Genomic DNA, 18,760 nt, shown 5'->3' on the forward strand with positions numbered 1-18,760 from the left:
CATATACATGGGACACCACCGATCTGGTCCCCATATCAGACATGCAATCGGAATCTATTTTCAAAAACCCGATATTTCATGAATTTATTTTTCTTATATTTTTAAAAAGTTTTTCAATCCCATATTCCATACCCCTGTCATTCCGGGATCACCGGGCATATCCGGTGGCATCCTGTTTTACGGCGCAGATATCCTGTCAGTTCACATCCCGAAGTTTGCCCGCGACAGAGGGTGGTGACAACCGGAAAGACGATGATTTTGTCAACCTGCGTTAACAAGTCATTCCGATCAGATAACTTTGCATAGTGAACGGATATATCGAATGTTTTTTAAACAAGGTCGAGACGATATCCGCTGCGCCGCACTGTACGGATCACGGGGCGTGGCAGGTCCCGCGCCGTGGAGGCCGGTGGTATTTTACGACGTAAGCGCGTTATCAACGTATCGACCGTGCGGACGGTAACATCACGGTCATCCCGCCTGCCGATGGCCTCCAGCAACACGTCACGCGACACGACATTCCCGACCGATACAGCCATGGCCATCAACAGCGAAAATTCCCCCCCCGTCATGACTGCCTGTTCCCCACCGGGGGAGACAAGCTGCTTGCGCACAAGGTCAAGGCGCCAGTTCCCTACCATCAGGAAGGAAGACCTGCTGCCCCTGCGCCGCAGGACGCTACGCACCCTTGCCGCGAGTTCGTCAAGGACGACCGGTTTGACCACATAATCATCACCACCATCGTCAAGCGCCTGGATACGGTCAGAAACCTCGTCGCGGGCGGTGACAAAAATCAGCGCGGCATGGTCATGTATGCGCAACCTGCGCGCGGCCTCACGGCTGTCACCATCAGGCAGGTTGATATCACACAGCACGAGATCAGGCAGGCTGGCACCCCATTTTTCCTGCATTTCCGCAACACTGCCCGCAACCGTAACCCGGTAGCCGCACCGTTCCAGATAACGCCGCATCACACCTTGTAATTCCGGGGCATCCTCGACAAGCAGGATCGCTTGTGCCTCAGATATGGGACCATCGTGTTTCATGTGACAACTTTTCTGGAAATGGTCTGTTCGGCAGGATTAAAACGCGCAATCGTCGCCTCCAGCGCTGCCATCAGGTGATGCGCGACATCCAGGCGCGCCGGGTCCGCGCACAGCACTTTTTCAACGTCCATCGCAATACGCCCAAGCCCCGCGAACCCAAAGACAGGCGCACTGCCACGCATCCGATGGGCCACGCGCCGTATACACTCCCCATCCTCCCGGGCCATGGCGTCGCGTATTTCCGACAGACACTCCCGACATGCAGCGGCAAAGACAGGCATTTCAGCCGCGATGGAAAAACCGGCATCCGAAGTTTCGCCCCCCTTGCGCATGCCCCCCCCACACAAAGTAGCGATAGTGGACAAAAGCACATCGAAGGAAACAGGTTTGGCAACGGTATCACTAATGCCGCTTGCCCGATAACGCATGATATCCGGCCCCATGACATTTGCCGTCACGGCAATGATCGGCATTGCTGCTGTCGTGGCGTCGGCACTTGCACGGACATATCGTGCCAGATCCTCCCCCTGCATGTCGGGCAACACCATGTCGAGCAGCATCACGTCAAAATATCCACTTTCGAGTTGCGCACGCGCCTCCGCCCCGGAGGCGGCAACAGCAATATCCATTCCGTAAGGGACGAGCATTTCCAGCATGACCAGCCGGTTTTCCGGCGTATCTTCCACCAGCAGGACCGACAGGCCGACACGCGGTATCAACGCGCCCTGCGTGGTCGCAACCGGGATCGCACCGACCTCGCCAAGGGGTAAGGTAAAGGTGAACCTGCTGCCACCATCAATATTGTCCAGCGAAACGCGCCCCCCCATTGCAACAGCAAGTCGGCTGACAATGGCAAGGCCCAGCCCTGATCCCGGTACGAATTCCGTATCCGGGCCACGTACAAATTCATCAAAGACACGGTTCAGCACATGCGGCGGGATTCCGGGACCGGTGTTGGTCAGTTCGAATGCGATCTCCCACACACCCGGACCGCAGCGCTCCGCCCGGACAACAAACCTGATAGAACCTGTTTGTGTGAACTTCAGCGCATTATCGAGGACATTGCCCAAAAGCTGGTGCAGCCGTGTCGGATCACCCGATATCGTCGTCGGCAGGGGATCGAATTCATGTGTAAACGCCAATCCCTTTTCCGCACAGCGTTCCACCATGACATCCGCAAACTGCGTGCACAGATCCCCCAGATTGAAGGGCACATGGACAATCTCGATCCGGGCAGTCTCCAGGCTGGCCATATCGAGTACGTCATCCAGAAGCCGCACAAGCCCTGCCCCCTCGAAGCGCATGAGTTCAAGCCTGCGTCTCTGGTCCTCTCGCGGGCTATCGCGCAGCATCAGGCTTGTCATGCCGAATATGGCATTCAGCGGTGTTCGTACCTCGTGGCTCAGATGCGCAAGGAAACGCCCCTTGTTGCGCGCATCGTTTTCCGCCCGGTCCTTGGCGCGATGCAATTCGGCCAACGTAAGTTCAATCTGCTGCGTGCGTTCAGAGACCTGCGCCTCAAGGCTGGCATTCAAAAGGGCCAGGTCATTCGAAAGGATACGCACATGGCTGAGTGACGCCACGAAACGCTGTCCAAGGATAATGATATGGAAAAATAGCAGCATCAGCCCGCCAAGTGGCGCAAGGTCGGTTCCATACCGCCACCAGTGGGCATACATCATGCCATCATGCAGGACGCAGGTAATGAAGATCACGACGCCAAGGCCAAGGATTTCAGCACTGCTTTCCTTGTTACGGATCGCCCGGATAACACACCATGTGTAGTACCAGGCGGAACATATCAAAAACAGGATGGAGACATCGCGAAACCGGGTAAACAGCGCCACAGGGGTCAGGATCGTCAGCAGGCATCCCATCGCGGCCGAAACCTGTATAAACCGCCCCGCGAAACGATGCAGACACCCCGGAAAAAACTCCCACAGCAACCGGAAATAGATCGGCCATGACATGTAAATGGTCAGGTATTCCAGCCGATACAGGAATGTAGCAGACAGCGAAGGAAACATCCGTGCCAGCAGGCCGCTGGTGCAGCCCAGACGCGCGGCAAGGAAGATGATCAGTACAAGAAGCCAGCCCCATCCACGTGAATGGGTCGTGACACCAAAAGCGGCGATATAGAAGGCAAGGATCAGGAGGGCACCCAACACCCCGGCGTCAAAGACAAGCCGGAATTCAAGGGCCTGCCGAAGGTCATCATGCCCACCGACCAGAACGGGGCCAAGGATCCCACCCTCGAAATGGAAATGATTCGAAACCTCCACAGCAAGGGTAAGCGTGGAATGCCCCGGTTCAATCGACACGTACTGGTTCAGCAGGGTGCGCGGCGTTTCATCACCCGCATGCAGGCCCGGCACCCCTGATTGGGACACCACATGCCCATCCACCCACACGCGCGATGCCGACAGGATCTGCGGAATCTGGAGCGTCAGTTGCGGTACGTTCTGTGGCAGACGCACCACCATGCGGTAGGTAAGTGCCCCAAATCCGGCAGGTCGATTATCATTAACCCGCCGACAGATGTTGGTGGTGTTCCACAGGCCGGGCACGTGGAGCGTTGCATCCGGCACCAGCGCATCCCCTGAAGGCATGGACAGATGTGCCCCATCCAACCTGCAGAAAACCTGCCAGTCACCATCCAGGGCAATGGTGTGCCGCGCATCCCATTGCCTGAGGTCAATGACGCCATTGCCTACAACCGCCCGATAAAGATCCTCTGCCACGGCGCCGGAAATATGAACGCCTGCAACCAGACCAATCGATACCAAAAAAATCAATATCGACCAGAAATGCCAGCCCCGGCCACCTGGAAGACGCTGGAAATGCATCATGTCCCCTTTGCCGGTGCAGTGCGAGGCGTCATCGCCTGCCCATGCATCAGAAAAAAACCGCAAGGACACAGAAATCCTGGGGTAAAATTAAATATTTCTTTATTACGGAGCGTATTTGTAAAAACCACACATATATCCCGCGATCCGCGGCCATGGCCTGATGCAGAGATATTACAATCCCGATTGCCGGCACATACATGACAGACGCACCCGACATTCGACATATATCTCTGGCAACGCTTTCTGATCAGGTTTCCCTTGTCATGGCAATTTGTAATTACATGGTGCTGACGCTACTGTTTTCATGGTTGTGTAGGAGTTATGCAGTATGGTCATAATTTGCCCCCGGCGCACAAGCGTGACAATCGAAAAAAAAGTGAGTTTGTCAACGTGGGTTGACAATTCATCCCGTTGAAGGAACCTGTCGCGGAAACCGGTATGACGGGGCAGGATGTTTTCCGCCGGAACCAGCCCCCTTCAGGGCGCGGGATGACACCGCCACCATGTCATGTAAAATGCCGTGTCCGTAATGATCCACACCCAAGACAGGATGCATTCATGAAACGCCGCCCGATCCTGTACGGCCTGCCCGTCATGCTGGCGGCTACCGCCTTCATTTTCCCATGCAGCGGGCATGCCAGCATGCAACATGCCCCCTTGCCCGCCGACATGGTGGACCCGCGCATCGGTACGGGCGGCGCCGGGCATACCTTCCCCGGGGCAAGCATTCCATTCGGCATGATCCAGCCTTCTCCCGACACCGCGATGCCGGAATTCCACCATGCCTATGACTGGGCCGGGGGATACCAGTATAATGACCCCACCATCATGGGATTTTCACAGACCCACTTCTCTGGCGCGGGGCATTCCGACCTTGGCGACTGGCTGCTGATGCCCATTGCAGGCGATGTCCGCATGGAACCCGGCGATCCGGCCAAGCCCCTAAGTGGCTATCGCTCACGCTTTCGCCATGCGACCGAGGAGGAACATCCCGGATCTTATTCCGTAACGCTGGATGATTATGGTGTCCGTGCTGAACTGACGGCCGGATTGCGGGTAGGATGGCATCGTTATACCTTTCCCACGGACAAACCCGCACATATCCTGCTGGACCTGCGCCCCAGCATCTATGACTATCCGGGAAAAGTGCTGTGGACGCGCCTGCGCGTGCGTTCAGACGGAACCGTGTCGGGCTGTCGCACCACACGTGGGTGGGCACCGGGGCGGACCACATGTTTTGCAATGCGCTTTTCACGTCCGATGGTCGCGCGGACCCTTTATAATCGCGAAACCAACCTGACCTATCACGGGTTCCGTGGACCAGGGAATGCCCCCGTTGACCCCGATGAGCAGAATGGCCGCGCTGTCGAGGCTGTATTCGATTTCGGCACTCTCTCCACGCCACTTGGGGTGAAGGTCGCAATCTCTCCCATCAGCGAGACAAATGCCATCGCCAACCTGGAGGCCGAGGGCAGAGGCTGGGATTTCGATGCGCGCCGTGCCGATGCCACAACCGCATGGAACCGGGCACTTTCGGTCATTGACGTCTCAGGCTCAACTGATCAGCGCACACAGTTCTATACCGCGCTGTACCACGCGATGCTTGCCCCTACCCTAAGCATGGATGCCAACGGGGATTATCGCGGCCCGGATCAGGAAGTCCATAAGGCGCGCGGCTTTGGCTTCTACTCCACATGGTCCACATGGGACGTATATCGCGCGCAACAGCCGCTCATGGCGCTGCTGCGTCCAGATATGAGTTTACAGTTCGTGCGCTCCCTTCTTGCGGCGCAACAGGCCAGCCCGGTTGGCGTGCTGCCGATCTGGTCCTATCAGGGGCTGGAAACATGGTGCATGACCGGATATCACGCCGTGCCGATCATCGCAGACGCCTATTTGGCAGGGGTGCGGGGTTTTGACGCGGATGCCGCACTCGATGCGATGGTTGCATCTGCCACATCACCCGTTTACGGCGACCTGACAGATTACATGAAGCTTGGTTATGTCCCGATCGACCGGGAAGCCGAAGCCGGGTCAAAGACATTGGAATATGCCTATGATGACTGGTCGCTTGCGCGGATGGCACGTGCGATGGGCAGGACACACATTGCCGAGACCTTTGAAAAACGCGCCCGTAACTGGCACAATGAATGGGATTCACAGACCGGGTTCCTCCGGGCCCGGTTGAGCACAGGGGAATTCCACACTCCCTTCGACCCTGCCGCCGCGGCCTATGGCAGCGATTATACCGAGGGCAATGCCTGGCAATATCTGTGGTACGTGCCACAAGACGTGCCCGGCCTGATTGCGACAATGGGAGGGAATGAGAAATTCACCACCAGGCTCGACGAACTGTTTGATACGAAAGTCGATCCTGCCCGATTCAAAAATGTTGAGGATATCAGCGGGCTGATCGGATGGTATGCGCATGGCAACGAACCAGGCCACCATATCGCCTATCTTTATGACTATGCCGGTGCGCCATGGAAAACACAGCAGCGTCTGCAACAGATCATGGACAGCCAGTATAATGCCCGTCCCGACGGATTGGCCGGTAACGACGACCTGGGGCAGACATCGGCATGGTACCTGTTCACCGCGCTGGGCTTTTATCCCGTTGCACCAGGCAGCAATGATTACACCATCGGCCGGCCGTTCGTGCCCAAGGCGGTCATTCATCTGCCCAACGGACGCATCTTTACCATGGTGGCGGATGGGCTGGATGCTGGCCATCCTTATGTTGCGTCCGTGACCCTCAATGGCAGGACACAGGACCTTCTGCATCTGCGACACGAAGATATCCTCAAAGGAGGAGAACTGCGCTTTGTCATGCAGGCCACGCCGAAACGATGAACATGGTATATATTATAAACATTCCCCGGATTGGGGCGCATCAGAAACCTGCCGTTCCTCCCACAATCGCGCCAGACGGGCATGCAGTCCTGGTTCGCTTGCGTAAATATACAGCCCCCTTACCCCACGGGTCATCAGGACGTTGATTGAATTGAGAATGATCCGTACCATGACCTTTGCCGGGTTCTCCACCCCGTCCCGACCGGTAAAGGCCGCACGGTCCTCGTAACGGGAGGGGTCGATCACGATACGATCCGTCGCGCGGTCATAGGTGACAGACGGCCCAAGGATGACACCAGCATAATTAAGGTCGAACCCTTGGATGGTATAGACCGACCCCACTTCGTCAATCGTATCGGGCCGTTCCGCCCACGGCAGGCGGGCCTGCGGCATGGCACGATCCCAACGCAGGTGAAAACGCCCTTCTGTAATGAAATGATCCTGTCCATTCAGTATGTAGGGATAATCATAGGTCGCCAGCATCCGACACATACCATATTGCATGTCCCGTTGCCTGATAGCGCCATACATGTCCTGTGCATCATCAAAAACACGGAAATCAAACGTTTGCGGTGCGGGCAGTGGCCGCAGGATGCCATCTCGCAGCGCACGTATCCACTGCATGACATCCGTGTGGGCATGCATACGAAACTGATGTTCCAATCGCCGTGTCACGACCGGAACGCCCGACAGCAATCGCGCAAGGGAGGCACCATCCCATAGACTCTTGAATTTCAGAACCTGATGAGCATCAAAGATAATCACCACGACATGCGCATGGCGGATAATTTCCTCAAGCTGGTTATTCTGGCGAAAACGGTTATAAGGATCGCTGCGGGTCAACAGCAGGTGGGCTTCATCTACCAAAACTATGTCGGCACGTCGCGCCCCACCATATGCACGGTTTATGAAGGTTGTCGGACGTTCGAAATCTTTTTTACGTAGTGCAGTCTGATTTTGTGAAATATTACGGTAAAGCTTGATCATTTCCGGATGATTGACCAACAGGAAATTATGGGTACCATAAAGTGGATCATGAATATCCTGTCCCCGTGCCGCCTGCTGTATCGCGGTAAACAGGGTGTTGAGCAGCAGGCTTTTTCCAGTACCCGCATCCCCCTCAATCACAAACACCGCGTGGTCATCCGCCTGATGGGCGCGACAGAAAGACAGCACCTCCGCCATCAGGGCATCCTGTCCCTGTGTTAACGCCATCGTAGGCGCAAGACGCGACACTGCGCTGTCCTTACGGGAATGGAGAGGCTTAATCATATATTTTTACCTGCCAAGGAGAGGATCTGGAAATCCGGTTGCAAAATATACCATGACAGGTATGAATTTTTCGGATTTTTACAAAATACTTTTTGTGCAGACCTGTCCTGATTTCCACCACTCATGACCGCCCCAATGCCAGCATATAAGATTACCGACCATGATCCTGTCGCCTATTTGGAAAATTATCAAAACAAGGTAAAATATTCAATCAGGGTCTAAAAATTTCCAAAAATTTTTGATCTCGGCATTGGCGGATTTTCCTGTTCGATACCACGGCTGTTAATTACACATATTGCGGGCTGCACCTCATACATCGGCAGCTTTTATCACCATATTACATAAGGTGTAATAGACAGTTCGTCATCACCCGTATTTTACAGACCGTGTGCTACGACAGGAAATGCGTGGACACCCCACATCATTTACAGCAATGCGTTACCACATACATGATGGCATCAATGATGCCGATGCATGTTTGTTTCCCTTGGGCAAGCGCCTGACCCTGTCCTTGGAATGTAATGCCGGCTCAATCCCACTGTTCATCAGTGAGGTCCGCGCCGTAGTTCATTGGCATGAACACCGATCAAACATCCCCCATACATATTAATGATAGCTGCTAAAAAATTAGGCTATATTTTTGTAATATTGTTTTAAATCAGTATCTTATATTTGACTGTGGTAGTGCAACCCTACATGTGCTATAGTGTGAGGTGGCGTGTCGTAGCGCCGTTGAAACAAGGAGGCCCCTATGTCGGGTGGCCTGCCGAATACAACACCCGGACTATGGTCCAGCGGTGAACAGTAAGTGCTGTTTATCGTCTGGGGAATAGGTAGGGCGTGAGTTCACCTTGTTTCACACGCTACGACCCACCCGACGCCAAAAGGCGTTGATGTGCAAGCACGCCTGTCGTAGGGCGATGAAACATGGTGAATAATGATACTTCAAAAGGTGGCGGAATCACCGCCATTTGTTGTGCCCATTCAGGAACATAACATAAACATACTTCCCTTCGGAACTTATCCCCCAACCAAAATACAGAAACGGATACGCACGGTATTTTTCGATACCCTGTTTGGATATATGCGTTTTCGACGCCCCTTTGTCGAAAGGTTCAAACAGGAATGTAAAGGCCCTGTGGATTCATATCTGTTCGGGTTGAAAGTTCGGTTCTATCCACAGGATAACCAGACTGATGCCAAGTCAGCGGTCTGCGGAAACTGCTACAATGCCAAAGAATGGCGATGGCTGGACAAATGCCTGCCTACTGGTGGCACCTTCGTTGATATCGGGGCAAATATGGGGTTCTTTTCCCTGTTTGCTGCCACCAAAAAGGCCAGGATCATCGCCATTGAGCCCAATGGCATTGTCTTTGAAAGACTTTCCACCAACATGGCCCTTAACGGGATCAAAGCTTTTTTGGTCAAGGCAGCCGTAGGTAAAAGGGATGAGCCCGGCACCCTGATCCAGACCAATATGGATTATGGGAGTGGTAGCATTGGTCAGGGTGAAGGAGAAACCGTTCGTATTCGACCTTTGCTTGATATCCTGACAGACGCCCAAGTAAATCATGTTGATGTATTGAAGATTGATATTGAAGGATATGAGGATAGGGCCTTACTACCCTTTCTGGATACCGCACCTGTCGGCCTGCTACCCGGTCATATTATCATTGAATACAGTGAACGTGATCGTTGGCAATCAGACCTGATGGGCAGGTTGGCTAAAGCCGGATATCGCCGCAAGGCACGTAGTCGCGGCAACATCCTGCTATCACGAAAATAAGGGAGAATAAGCAGACTGCCCGGCAGGCCCAATCCTGCCGGGCAGTGTTGTTTTGATGTGTCTAGTCATTGGGATATAAGCAGCCGTTTGAAAAGTCAGACTCAATAACATACTGAAATTATAAAGGTTTTTGGTGGATATTTTTCTAACAAAGCTTCAGAAGATGCTGCCTTTTTCGATCAAAAGGCAGCACCCAAAAACTTTTCTTGTTTTTTTATTAATGATTTGTTTTCAAACAGTCTCTAAGCGGCAAATATCACATTTTGCTACTTTTTAAAAAGTTACTTATCCCGGCAGTCCCCGGAACATGCCGAACCTTTTGCGATCCTGCACGTTCCAAACATCTATCCAGTCAGGACATCTTATGATGCGCCCATTCAACATCTTCGTCATCATGGCTCTTGGCCTTTCCATCGCTGGCTGCCATGCCGCCCATCGTGATCGCCATCCCGTTTACTGGCATGACGGTTATCATCGTGGTGGTTACGGCAGCCAGTATGGCGCACCGGGACGCAGGTAAAGATCATGCCGCCACGCCTATCGCGTAAGACGCATCCGGCCCTGATCGCCTTTCCTAATGCCCCGGCGCGTAATGCAGCATAACCATCCCATGGACTTCATCCCAGCTTCCTGAGCGGGAATATCCGCCCTCCACCCCAAGGCGGAAAGACGGGGTGAGCTGATAGATCGCCCGAGCCTGCACATTACCAGCCAATCCTCCCGTGGACTGGCCGGCATATTTCTGCCGGGCCGCGATCCCCCCTTCACCCAGCGGGAACATCGCGGTCGCATTCTCGGTATAGTGCTGATATCCCCCTTCCCCCTTGAACATCCATGTCCATCGCCCCGCATGCCCGTCATAGGTCAGCGGCATCAGAGCCGCCATGAACGCATGCGGAGAGAAGTAGCCCCCCTGCCCCCACGTAAAGAAATACGAATTGCGGCGATATCCGAAATAGACCAGGTCCAGCCCAAGCCGCAGATGTTGGGCATCATGGCGGTGCCACACGAGGGCGGAGCCACCCGCACCTGCTTCGGCTTCATGGTTGGCCACCGTGTTCGTGCCCTGCATGACCGCATACCCGCCGCCGGCATAGAGATTGTATCCCGGCTGCGACCACTCCAGTTGTCCATGCCCCCTGTTGCGGGTCACGCCGCCCCACACACGTCCGGTTCCCGGGTCCCGCGCGCCAGAATAGGCCACAAGGCTGTCTGTCACCGCCCGACGTTCCCCCGTCAGGCGCAGGGTCAGGTCATGTGTCAGGTGTGGGGTCAGTTCGATTCCCCCCAGAACGTTGGATGTCGCAAATCCCAACGGTGTTGACCCGACATCAGCCGACAGCCACCGACGCTGGTAATGCACAGATAACGCCACACCGGCAACAGCCGGTGCCACGCGGAATCCCGGACGCACACCATTGCTGGCAACACTGCCATACTGTCGCGCCGTGGTGGTGGAGGACAGCGGATCGCCCGACATCAGCACACTTGGCATTACCGAAACAAACAACTGATTTTGCGTAGAGGACAGCGGCAATGTGGCTGTCATGGGCATGTTGACCACAGTCATATGACCCAGTCCCGATTGCCCTGAACGATCGCGGATTTCGATATTCCCGTCTGCCTGCGGTGACAGGGCGCGGGATAGATAATCGCTTTGTCGGTCGAGCGCCTGCACAGGGGTCAGATGCGGGTCATAATGATAAATCTCTGGCATCGTCGCCCCCATGTCGGGCACGAACCCTGTGCTTATGTCGGGCCATTCATCGCCGGCATGCACGTGATACGGGGCGCAGCCTATATCGATATGCGTACCATGACCGGTGGAATCATCCTCATTTTGCGTGGGCGTACAGTCCAGCATCCGCGCGTGCCGCACATCGCGCAGGCGGCGAAGGTCATGCCCATGCAGGCCGTCAATCTCGGCCTGTATCTCCCACGTATCGCCCCATTGCGGATGCCCGGCCGCCAGTTTGTGCGCCATCTCCAACGCCATGTGTTCATGGCCACTTGCAAGGCCGTCACGTGCAAAGGCCGCCTCCGCCATCCTGTCTTCCGGACGGAGCGCCAAAGCCTTGCGGTCATAAACCATGGCCTGACCGGGCTGGCGCAACGCGGCTTCCACACGGCCCCGCGCAAGGAGCAGGTCCGCATCATCTGGCGTCTGTGCCAATAGTGGGTCAAGCAGGCGCCGGGCCATGTCGGGATGCCCGTCCAGATCGGCGCGGTCCGCACGTGCGATTGCAAGGCTTTTTTCCATTTCACCCAGGTCCCGGACCTGTGCGGGGGTAAGATGCCTTCCCTGCGTGATGGACGGAAGCGCATCAAGCAGTTGCTGCGCCGCCACGGGATCGCCAATCTGCATGAACATACCGGCATAAGACAGGCTCTGATTCACACTGACATATCCCGTGCTTTGCGTCAGGGCACGATGCAGCACGCCTGCTGTCGCCTCGGTAGGGGCATGGCGTTTAAGCATTGCATCCACCACCAGCCGCGCATGCGTTCCTTCGGGGTCGGGCACAACGGGCATTCGTTCCAACATGGGAATCGCGCGCGCGTCGTCTGTCGGCAGAACACGGATCTGGTGCCACAGCATGACCTGCGCCACGCCATCAGACATCTGTGCAGTGATATCAGCAGGTGGCAGGCGCGCCAGAAGCGCATCGGCCCGTGGCATATCCTGATCCTGCAGGGCGAAGATGAAACAGGCCTGTACGTCCCCATTCATTTTCGGCAGGGGATCGCACAGGACCGCCATCAGGTTCCGCGCGCGTGTCGGCTGCCCCTGCACCAACCATACCTGCGCAAGATGCAGGCGCAGCCAGCCATTATGCGGGGCATCACGCAATGCCTGTTCCAGCAGTACGATGCGCTTGCGCGGGTCCGTCTCGGCCTCCGCCATGGCGCCAAGCACCCCGGATTCCAATGCCGTAACGCCGGGATAACGCGCGGCTTTCAGACGCGCGATCCAACCTTCGGCTTCATGGATCTTACCTTCCTCCACCAGCACATCGGACAGGGATGCTGCTGCGGGCATGTCGCCGGGAACAAGGCGCAGCACCCCGCGCCAGGCGGCCTCTGCATCGCCAAGCTGGTGACGCGACTGTTCAATGATGGCGCGGACCCTGAACGTATCGACAATCCTGCCATGGTCCTTTTCCACAGCAGGCAACATGGCCCATGCCTCTTCATATTCATGATGCGCCACCAATGCCCACAGGCGGGCCAGTTGCGGATCACCGCCCGGCGCATCAAGCCCTGCAAGGGCATCACGAATCCCTGCATTACCGGGCGCAAGGTTCAGGGCCTGCGTCAGGAAATTACGCGCCGATTTCAAATCCCCCCGGCGCTGCGCCACTAGACCCAGCCCCTCCAGAGCCTCGGCATGGGGGGGATCGGACTGCATGGAATTATGGAAATCACTTTCTGCCTGATCCAGTTCCCCATGCGACAGCGCGTGGTACCCTGCCCCCACCAACGCCAGCCGTTCCGCCTGTACCCGCGCGGCCTCCACTGTTGCCAGACGGCGACGCATTTCGCCATCATCTGGATGCAGTGACAACCATTCGCGATAATAAGGTTCGGCCTGCGGGTCTGTTCCCATCCATTCCAGTGTTTTGCGCCATGACTGCATCACCTCGTCACGGATAAAATCCGGTGTCGTGGGGGACGTGGCCAGCACACGCATGTCCTCGATCGCGTCCGGGCGGGACGCGGCCCGATAACTCAACGCCTGCGCAAGGGCCATGCGCACCTCAAGGTCATGTGGAAAGATTGCACCCAGCGCGCGCAGGCGCTGGATCGCCTCGCCATATCCCAAAAGGGAACCCGCCAGGACCCGGTCATATTCCAGTTCCTGTTCCGGCAATGGATGCGCCGCCCGGAAAACCGTGCGATAGGCAAGGGTTGCCTGCAACGGCTTACCACGATCCGCAACGGCACGGGCATTCGCCAGCGCCACCGGATCAATCGGTTCCTGCCCGATCCAGCCACGCAGGGCCGCGACCTGCGCATCTGTCCCCTGCTGCGCCTGCAGGATCTGCAATGTGGCACGCGCCGCAATCAGGTCGCCATGATGGACCTGCACCGCACCAAGCATCAAACGGGCCTCGATATTCTCCGGCTCGATCCGCAATGCACGCTGAAGCGCATGAAGGGCATGTGCGTCATCGCCATGATGGATCCAGAACGCTCCCTCCTCTATCTGCTCATTGAGGATATTTTCCGCATAACGCACGGGCGTCTGCGCGCAGAGGGAGGACACCGGCCTGCAAAGGCTGACCGCCCCGACGAGGGCAAGCCCCCTCCATATCCATGCCCCGGTACGGCGGATATCGGGCAGGAAAAGACGGCAAGGCACAGAAGGCCCATCATACATGGTCGGTTTCCTTCTGTTACAGGTCGCCAGTCAGGTCATCATTCAATATGCGTCGCCTGCTGCGCGCGCTCAGGAGCATCATCGCGCATGATGTCCCGCACAGCGCGGCCAGCAGCGCCAGTGCACACAAGAGCAGTGGATGGCCGCCAAGATACCAGTCCGGCAGCATCCATATCGGCATATTCCCCACGGTATAGATCCCACCCGTGCGATAGTTATCCAGCCGCGCCCCATGGCGGATCACCATATCACCCTGAAAACGTGCAAGATCAGCGGGGTCGCGCAGGTCACGCACCATGGCAGACAGCGCAGCAGGTGTCGCACCGAGTACAGCAACCACCGAACGATGTGCAACGAACGGCGACTGCGCGGCCACCACGGCGCCCCCGGCAAGGTTATAGGTGTGAGGAGCCGCAGCCCCGTCAGGGGGCGTGACATGATCGCAGATCCATCCAAGGAGGGAGCGGCCACTTACATATCCCGCCCGCGCCAGGGCCGCCTGCCCGTTACCCAGTTCCGCCTGCGTGGAAAAAACAAGGATATCGCCTGTAATCGACGCATCAACCGGCATATCCGTCGTCCGCACATCCAACCCGGTTGCGGGATAGCGGTTAACCGCCCCCACGAACCCTATCATGTCAAGAAATGCCCCCACCGTGTCCGGGGCAGGATGCGGCGGCAACAGGACGGTCGTTTCCGACAGATCGGCCATACGGGAAAAAGGAAATGCGGCAGTCGCAAAAAGATTGATGTCAGGCAGGACTGCGAAATGGCGTGATTTTGAAAAATCCACGCTGGAGGAAGGATCCAATTCCACCACATCATCTGATGCATCGGACGCGACAGCGAGGGAATGGCGTGTTTGAACATCGAAATACAGCCGCAGTTCATTATGCTGCGACATTTTCCATACCGGCAGTTCCAGCGCATGTTCCACCGGTGTCCCACGTGTGCGGAACGGGTTAATCGACCAGGGCACCAAGGGATAGGAATGCACAAATGTATCGTTCAGCGTTACGCTTAGATGGGATTTTGTTCTGTCCAGCGCACCATCTTCGGGTGCGCGAAGAAGCAGATGCGCCATGAAGGGCCTGGAACGCCACGACCGCAGGTCCGGCGGCAACGTGATCTCGACCCTGAGGGTTTTGGACGTCAGGCCATGGGTACGCAATGCAGCAGTTGATACCAGTTCCCCAAACGTAACAGGTCGGTCGGTACGCACCAATCCGGGCGCGTCATAGGGCTGACGCGCTGGTGGATGCAGGCTCGGCGCAAGGGCGTGCGCGCCCATTTCATCATGTTCCGCCCCAAGGACCAACGCCCCTGCCGCCGTCCGGACCTCTGCCATCGTTCGTCCTGTTACCACCAGGATCGTGCCAAACCTGTCCTGTGGATTTGGCACAACTGCAAGTTCCGGTCCCGACGGCCGCGTACCCCATGGTCCGGGCAGGCCCGCAGCGATGGCCACCGCGTTTCCTGCGGCAGGTAGGGCACCCGTCACGTTGAAATGGATCCGGCGATCCTGTGACTGCACGCCCAGCCATGATGCCACCATCCCGGCAGATGCAAGCAGCGCGGGGTCTGACATATCCGGCAGGACAAAAGTAACCGGCATCACCTGCGCCGCGTCCGGGTCCAGCACCGGATAAGGAAGTGTCGAGAGCAGACGATGCGGCACAAGACTTACGGTTGCCACTGTCATGGTTGATTGCTGTGAAATCAGGATTTTGACGGACTGATCCGTGACCTGCACCACATTCCCCACCGGACCACGCGCATCCGGCCCGCAGGCAGGCACAGCCCCCCCGGCGTCCTGCGACGTGCGCATGAACAGGCGGAAATTTATCCTGTTGCGTGTATCAAGGAACATCGTACTGACCGGCAGGCTGACAGGCCCGAAATTCCCGTCGGCGGCGGGACAGATAACGCCTACGCCCTGGTTATTTATGCTTACGGCAATGGCAAGATGACCTGCCGCATGCCCCATGTGCGAGATCCCGGAAATATCAAGCCGCGCGGATGTGACGATGGCGTCACGGCCCACTTTGGCAGTCAGGCCATAAAGCGGTGCCTCCGCGCCCAGCACCATGTCCTCCGTTCGCCCCATCTCCGCAAAGGTGCGGGTGAACGTGACTGGCGTGCGGGAGACTTCGTCCACATCCGCCGTGGTCATGTGCGCATCATCAATCGCCACAACGGAACCGCCATCCACCGTGGGCGGGGATGCCTGCGCACGGACCAGCGCACCCGAACACACCATCAGGGCGGCGATCACAACCGTTTTGCCGATGCCACATAACCGTACATTGCGATCTGGCGGGATGACAAGCTGCTGGGGCGGAAGCCGATCTTCCGGCGGTGCCTTTTTCTCCTCCACGGGCGCACTCGGCGCGGGCGGCTTCGTCCGTCGGGCAGGACGGAATAGCGCGCAGATGCTCAGAACCAGCAGGTAGAGGCTGCGAAGCGGATGGTCTGGCTGAAAATCGGACCACTGCGCCCATGCATCATCGCGACCGAAGACAAGGCCCACGACCTCGTTTTCTTCTGCAAGGCCCGGAATGACCCATTTCAGATGCACACGCCCTTCGCGTCGGGCAATGATTGTGGCACGCATCGTCACCTGCCCTGACGCAAGGGACCAGCGCACCGATACCTCCGCGCCTGCTGCATCGGATGATGGCACCGGAACCTGAAGCTGGCAGCCACCCATCGACACATCAACGGCATTACAGGCGATAACCTGCCCCTGCCCATCCGTAAGTTCGAAGGGAATGTTCGCCACGACGCGATGGTTACGTCGGCGCTGGCGTGTTTCACGTGCCGCCGCCACACCGCCAAGGACGATAATCAGGCTGAACAGCACCCATATCGAATTGACAGCCATTGCCCGAAATACAAGCGTTTCATTGTAATGGACAATCGCCGCCCATATCCCCGCGCATAATCCCACCGCCAATATGACGGCCATGATCACGCTGGGATACGAGGCGCGCCAGTCGAAACGCTCCTGGTCCAGCAGCCCCCCCTTGTCCGTAACATTAAAACTGCCCTTGTGGGGCGCCAGCATCGTGACGAACGTCATACGCACAAGAAACGGCGCGAGCATGGATTCGTAAATCTCGCTCCAGAAGGAATAACGCCACCGTCCCTGCAGGCGGGACATGGTCATGGTGGTGTGAAACAGATGCGGCAGGGCATAGACCGCAAGTTCATACGGCGAAGCCGCAATCATGGTCACGCCCAGGAACAGGTAGGCCAGTGGGGCCAGCAGAAACATCATGCGCGGGATGGCGAAAAAATAGTTCGTGGCCGCCGCCATGTAACAGATCCGCTGCGTCAGGCGCAGGCCACGCCCGAACATCGGATTATCCAGCCGCAGCATCTGGAACATCCCGCGCGCCCAGCGCACACGCTGCCCGATCTGAAGCAGCAGGGTTTCCGTCTCCAGTCCTGCCGCAAGCGGTTCACGCAGATAACCCGTCCCCCATCCCCGGCGTTGCATGCGCAGGGCCGTATGGGCATCCTCGGTCACGGTTTCGGTAGCAAACCCGTCAATCGATACAATGGCCTTACGTCGCAAAAGCGCACATGATCCGCAGAAAAACGTCGCATTCCAGAAATCATTCCCATCCTGCAGCAACCCGTAAAACAGGTTGCTTTCAGGTGGAACCTCCATACCGCGGCGCATGTTACGGCGAAAAGGGTCGGGCGAGTAGAAATGATGCGGGGTCTGCAACAGCGCCAGATTGGGATCCGCCAGCATCCACCCGACGGTTTTCTTGAGGAAGCCGCGCACAGGCACATGGTCACAGTCAAAAATCGCAATGATGTCACCCGTCGTCACGCCGATGGCATGATTGAGATTTCCGGCCTTGGCATGCATGTTCTGCGCACGGTTGATGTAACCGGCCCCGACCTGCCGAGCGAAATCACGAAATACCCGCCGCCGCCCGTCGTCAAGGATATAGACATTCAATTTATCCGCTGGCCAGTCCATCGACAGGCACCCGAGCACCGTTGTCCTGACAATGGAAATATCCTCATTATAGGTCGGGACATACACATCAATGACCGGCCATGTGGCCATGTCGTCCGGCAGGGGATGAATCTGTCGCCGCAGCGGCCATGCAAGCTGGAAATATGTAAACCCGACGCGAATGGTGGTGTAGATTTCCCCCACAGCCAGCGCCAGAACCAGAACGGTTTGCAAGATTCCGTCAAAATCGAGGGTGGAAGTAAACCGCCAGACCAGATAACGACCGGATACGACAATAGAGAGGATCATCAGGAAACAGCGCGACCATCGTTCATTATGTCGGCGGACAAGAAAAAACAGAATTCCTCCCCCCACTGCCACAAAAAACTGACGGTCAGGTGAAAGATATGTCAGGCAGACCACCGCCATCAGTAGAGCGAAAAGCAGGCCGGAAATAAAAGGAGACTTTACAATACGCCAGATCATGGAATTCAGGACTATATCTTGCATTTAATATGCCGGGTTAAGGGATAATCAGGGCTTTTTATGAAAATTTTCTATAATTTTACGTTTGCATTGTAAGATTTTAACAAACAA

General features: G+C 56.6%; 9 protein-coding genes. 4 read left to right on the forward strand and 5 right to left on the reverse strand.

The window, feature by feature from the left end; translation table 11 throughout:
* Positions 1–329: 329 nt before the first annotated feature.
* The gene (locus IFJ82_RS08960) at positions 330–1,046 is read right to left on the reverse strand and encodes a response regulator transcription factor (protein WP_003619646.1); all 717 of its coding nucleotides are present in this window, start codon (positions 1,044–1,046) and stop codon (positions 330–332) included.
* The gene (locus IFJ82_RS08965; RefSeq protein ID WP_175576183.1) at positions 1,043–3,655 is read right to left on the reverse strand and encodes an ATP-binding protein; all 2,613 of its coding nucleotides are present in this window, start codon (positions 3,653–3,655) and stop codon (positions 1,043–1,045) included. Before IFJ82_RS08965 ends, IFJ82_RS08960 begins: the two co-directional genes overlap by 4 nt.
* Positions 3,656–3,661: 6 nt before the next feature.
* Here IFJ82_RS08965 and IFJ82_RS08970 point away from each other — a divergent pair, with 6 nt between their 5' ends.
* Positions 3,662–4,096 (forward strand): hypothetical protein, encoded by a 435-nt coding sequence (locus IFJ82_RS08970; RefSeq protein ID WP_192263988.1) that lies wholly within the window; start codon positions 3,662–3,664, stop codon positions 4,094–4,096.
* 357 nt (positions 4,097–4,453) lie between these two features.
* Positions 4,454–6,748 carry a GH92 family glycosyl hydrolase gene (locus IFJ82_RS08975; RefSeq protein ID WP_192263990.1) on the forward strand — a complete coding sequence of 765 codons (2,295 nt, stop codon included), beginning with the start codon at positions 4,454–4,456 and terminating at the stop codon, positions 6,746–6,748.
* A gap of 12 nt (positions 6,749–6,760) precedes the next feature.
* Here IFJ82_RS08975 and IFJ82_RS08980 read toward each other — a convergent pair whose 3' ends face one another.
* The gene (locus IFJ82_RS08980; RefSeq protein ID WP_192263992.1) at positions 6,761–8,020 is read right to left on the reverse strand and encodes a DUF2075 domain-containing protein; all 1,260 of its coding nucleotides are present in this window, start codon (positions 8,018–8,020) and stop codon (positions 6,761–6,763) included.
* 937 nt (positions 8,021–8,957) lie between these two features.
* Here IFJ82_RS08980 and IFJ82_RS08985 point away from each other — a divergent pair.
* A complete protein-coding gene (locus IFJ82_RS08985; RefSeq protein ID WP_003619639.1) occupies positions 8,958–9,806 on the forward strand; it encodes an FkbM family methyltransferase in 849 nt (282 codons plus the stop codon).
* A 364-nt stretch (positions 9,807–10,170) separates the two neighbouring features.
* Complete coding sequence (locus IFJ82_RS08990; RefSeq protein WP_167613971.1) at positions 10,171–10,326, forward strand: hypothetical protein; 156 nt, start codon at positions 10,171–10,173, stop codon at positions 10,324–10,326.
* 54 nt (positions 10,327–10,380) lie between these two features.
* On the opposite strand, the gene IFJ82_RS08995 is transcribed toward IFJ82_RS08990, so the two are convergent.
* Together IFJ82_RS08995 and bcsA are read right to left on the reverse strand one after the other, a co-directional pair.
* Entirely contained in the window at positions 10,381–14,169 is a 3,789-nt protein-coding gene (locus IFJ82_RS08995; RefSeq protein ID WP_225578600.1) for a cellulose biosynthesis protein BcsC, read from the reverse strand.
* 34 nt (positions 14,170–14,203) lie between these two features.
* Entirely contained in the window at positions 14,204–18,649 is a 4,446-nt protein-coding gene (gene bcsA, locus IFJ82_RS09000; RefSeq protein ID WP_192266443.1) for a UDP-forming cellulose synthase catalytic subunit, read from the reverse strand.
* Positions 18,650–18,760 lie beyond the last annotated feature (111 nt).

This window comes from Novacetimonas hansenii, from assembly GCF_014843995.1.
Taxonomy (GTDB): Bacteria; Pseudomonadota; Alphaproteobacteria; order Acetobacterales; family Acetobacteraceae; genus Novacetimonas; species Novacetimonas hansenii.

Excerpts from the sequence above, each read along its gene's own strand:
- IFJ82_RS08960 (WP_003619646.1), bottom strand. The coding sequence starts at position 1,046 with ATGAAACACGATGGTCCCATATCTGAGGCACAAGCGATCCTGCTTGTC.
- IFJ82_RS08965 (WP_175576183.1), bottom strand. The coding sequence starts at position 3,655 with ATGCCTTCAGGGGATGCGCTGGTGCCGGATGCAACGCTCCACGTGCCC.
- IFJ82_RS08970 (WP_192263988.1), top strand. The coding sequence starts at position 3,662 with ATGTGCCCCATCCAACCTGCAGAAAACCTGCCAGTCACCATCCAGGGC.
- IFJ82_RS08975 (WP_192263990.1), top strand. The coding sequence starts at position 4,454 with ATGAAACGCCGCCCGATCCTGTACGGCCTGCCCGTCATGCTGGCGGCT.
- IFJ82_RS08980 (WP_192263992.1), bottom strand. The coding sequence starts at position 8,020 with ATGATTAAGCCTCTCCATTCCCGTAAGGACAGCGCAGTGTCGCGTCTT.
- IFJ82_RS08985 (WP_003619639.1), top strand. The coding sequence starts at position 8,958 with ATGATACTTCAAAAGGTGGCGGAATCACCGCCATTTGTTGTGCCCATT.
- IFJ82_RS08990 (WP_167613971.1), top strand. The coding sequence starts at position 10,171 with ATGATGCGCCCATTCAACATCTTCGTCATCATGGCTCTTGGCCTTTCC.
- bcsA (WP_192266443.1), bottom strand. The coding sequence starts at position 18,649 with ATGATCTGGCGTATTGTAAAGTCTCCTTTTATTTCCGGCCTGCTTTTC.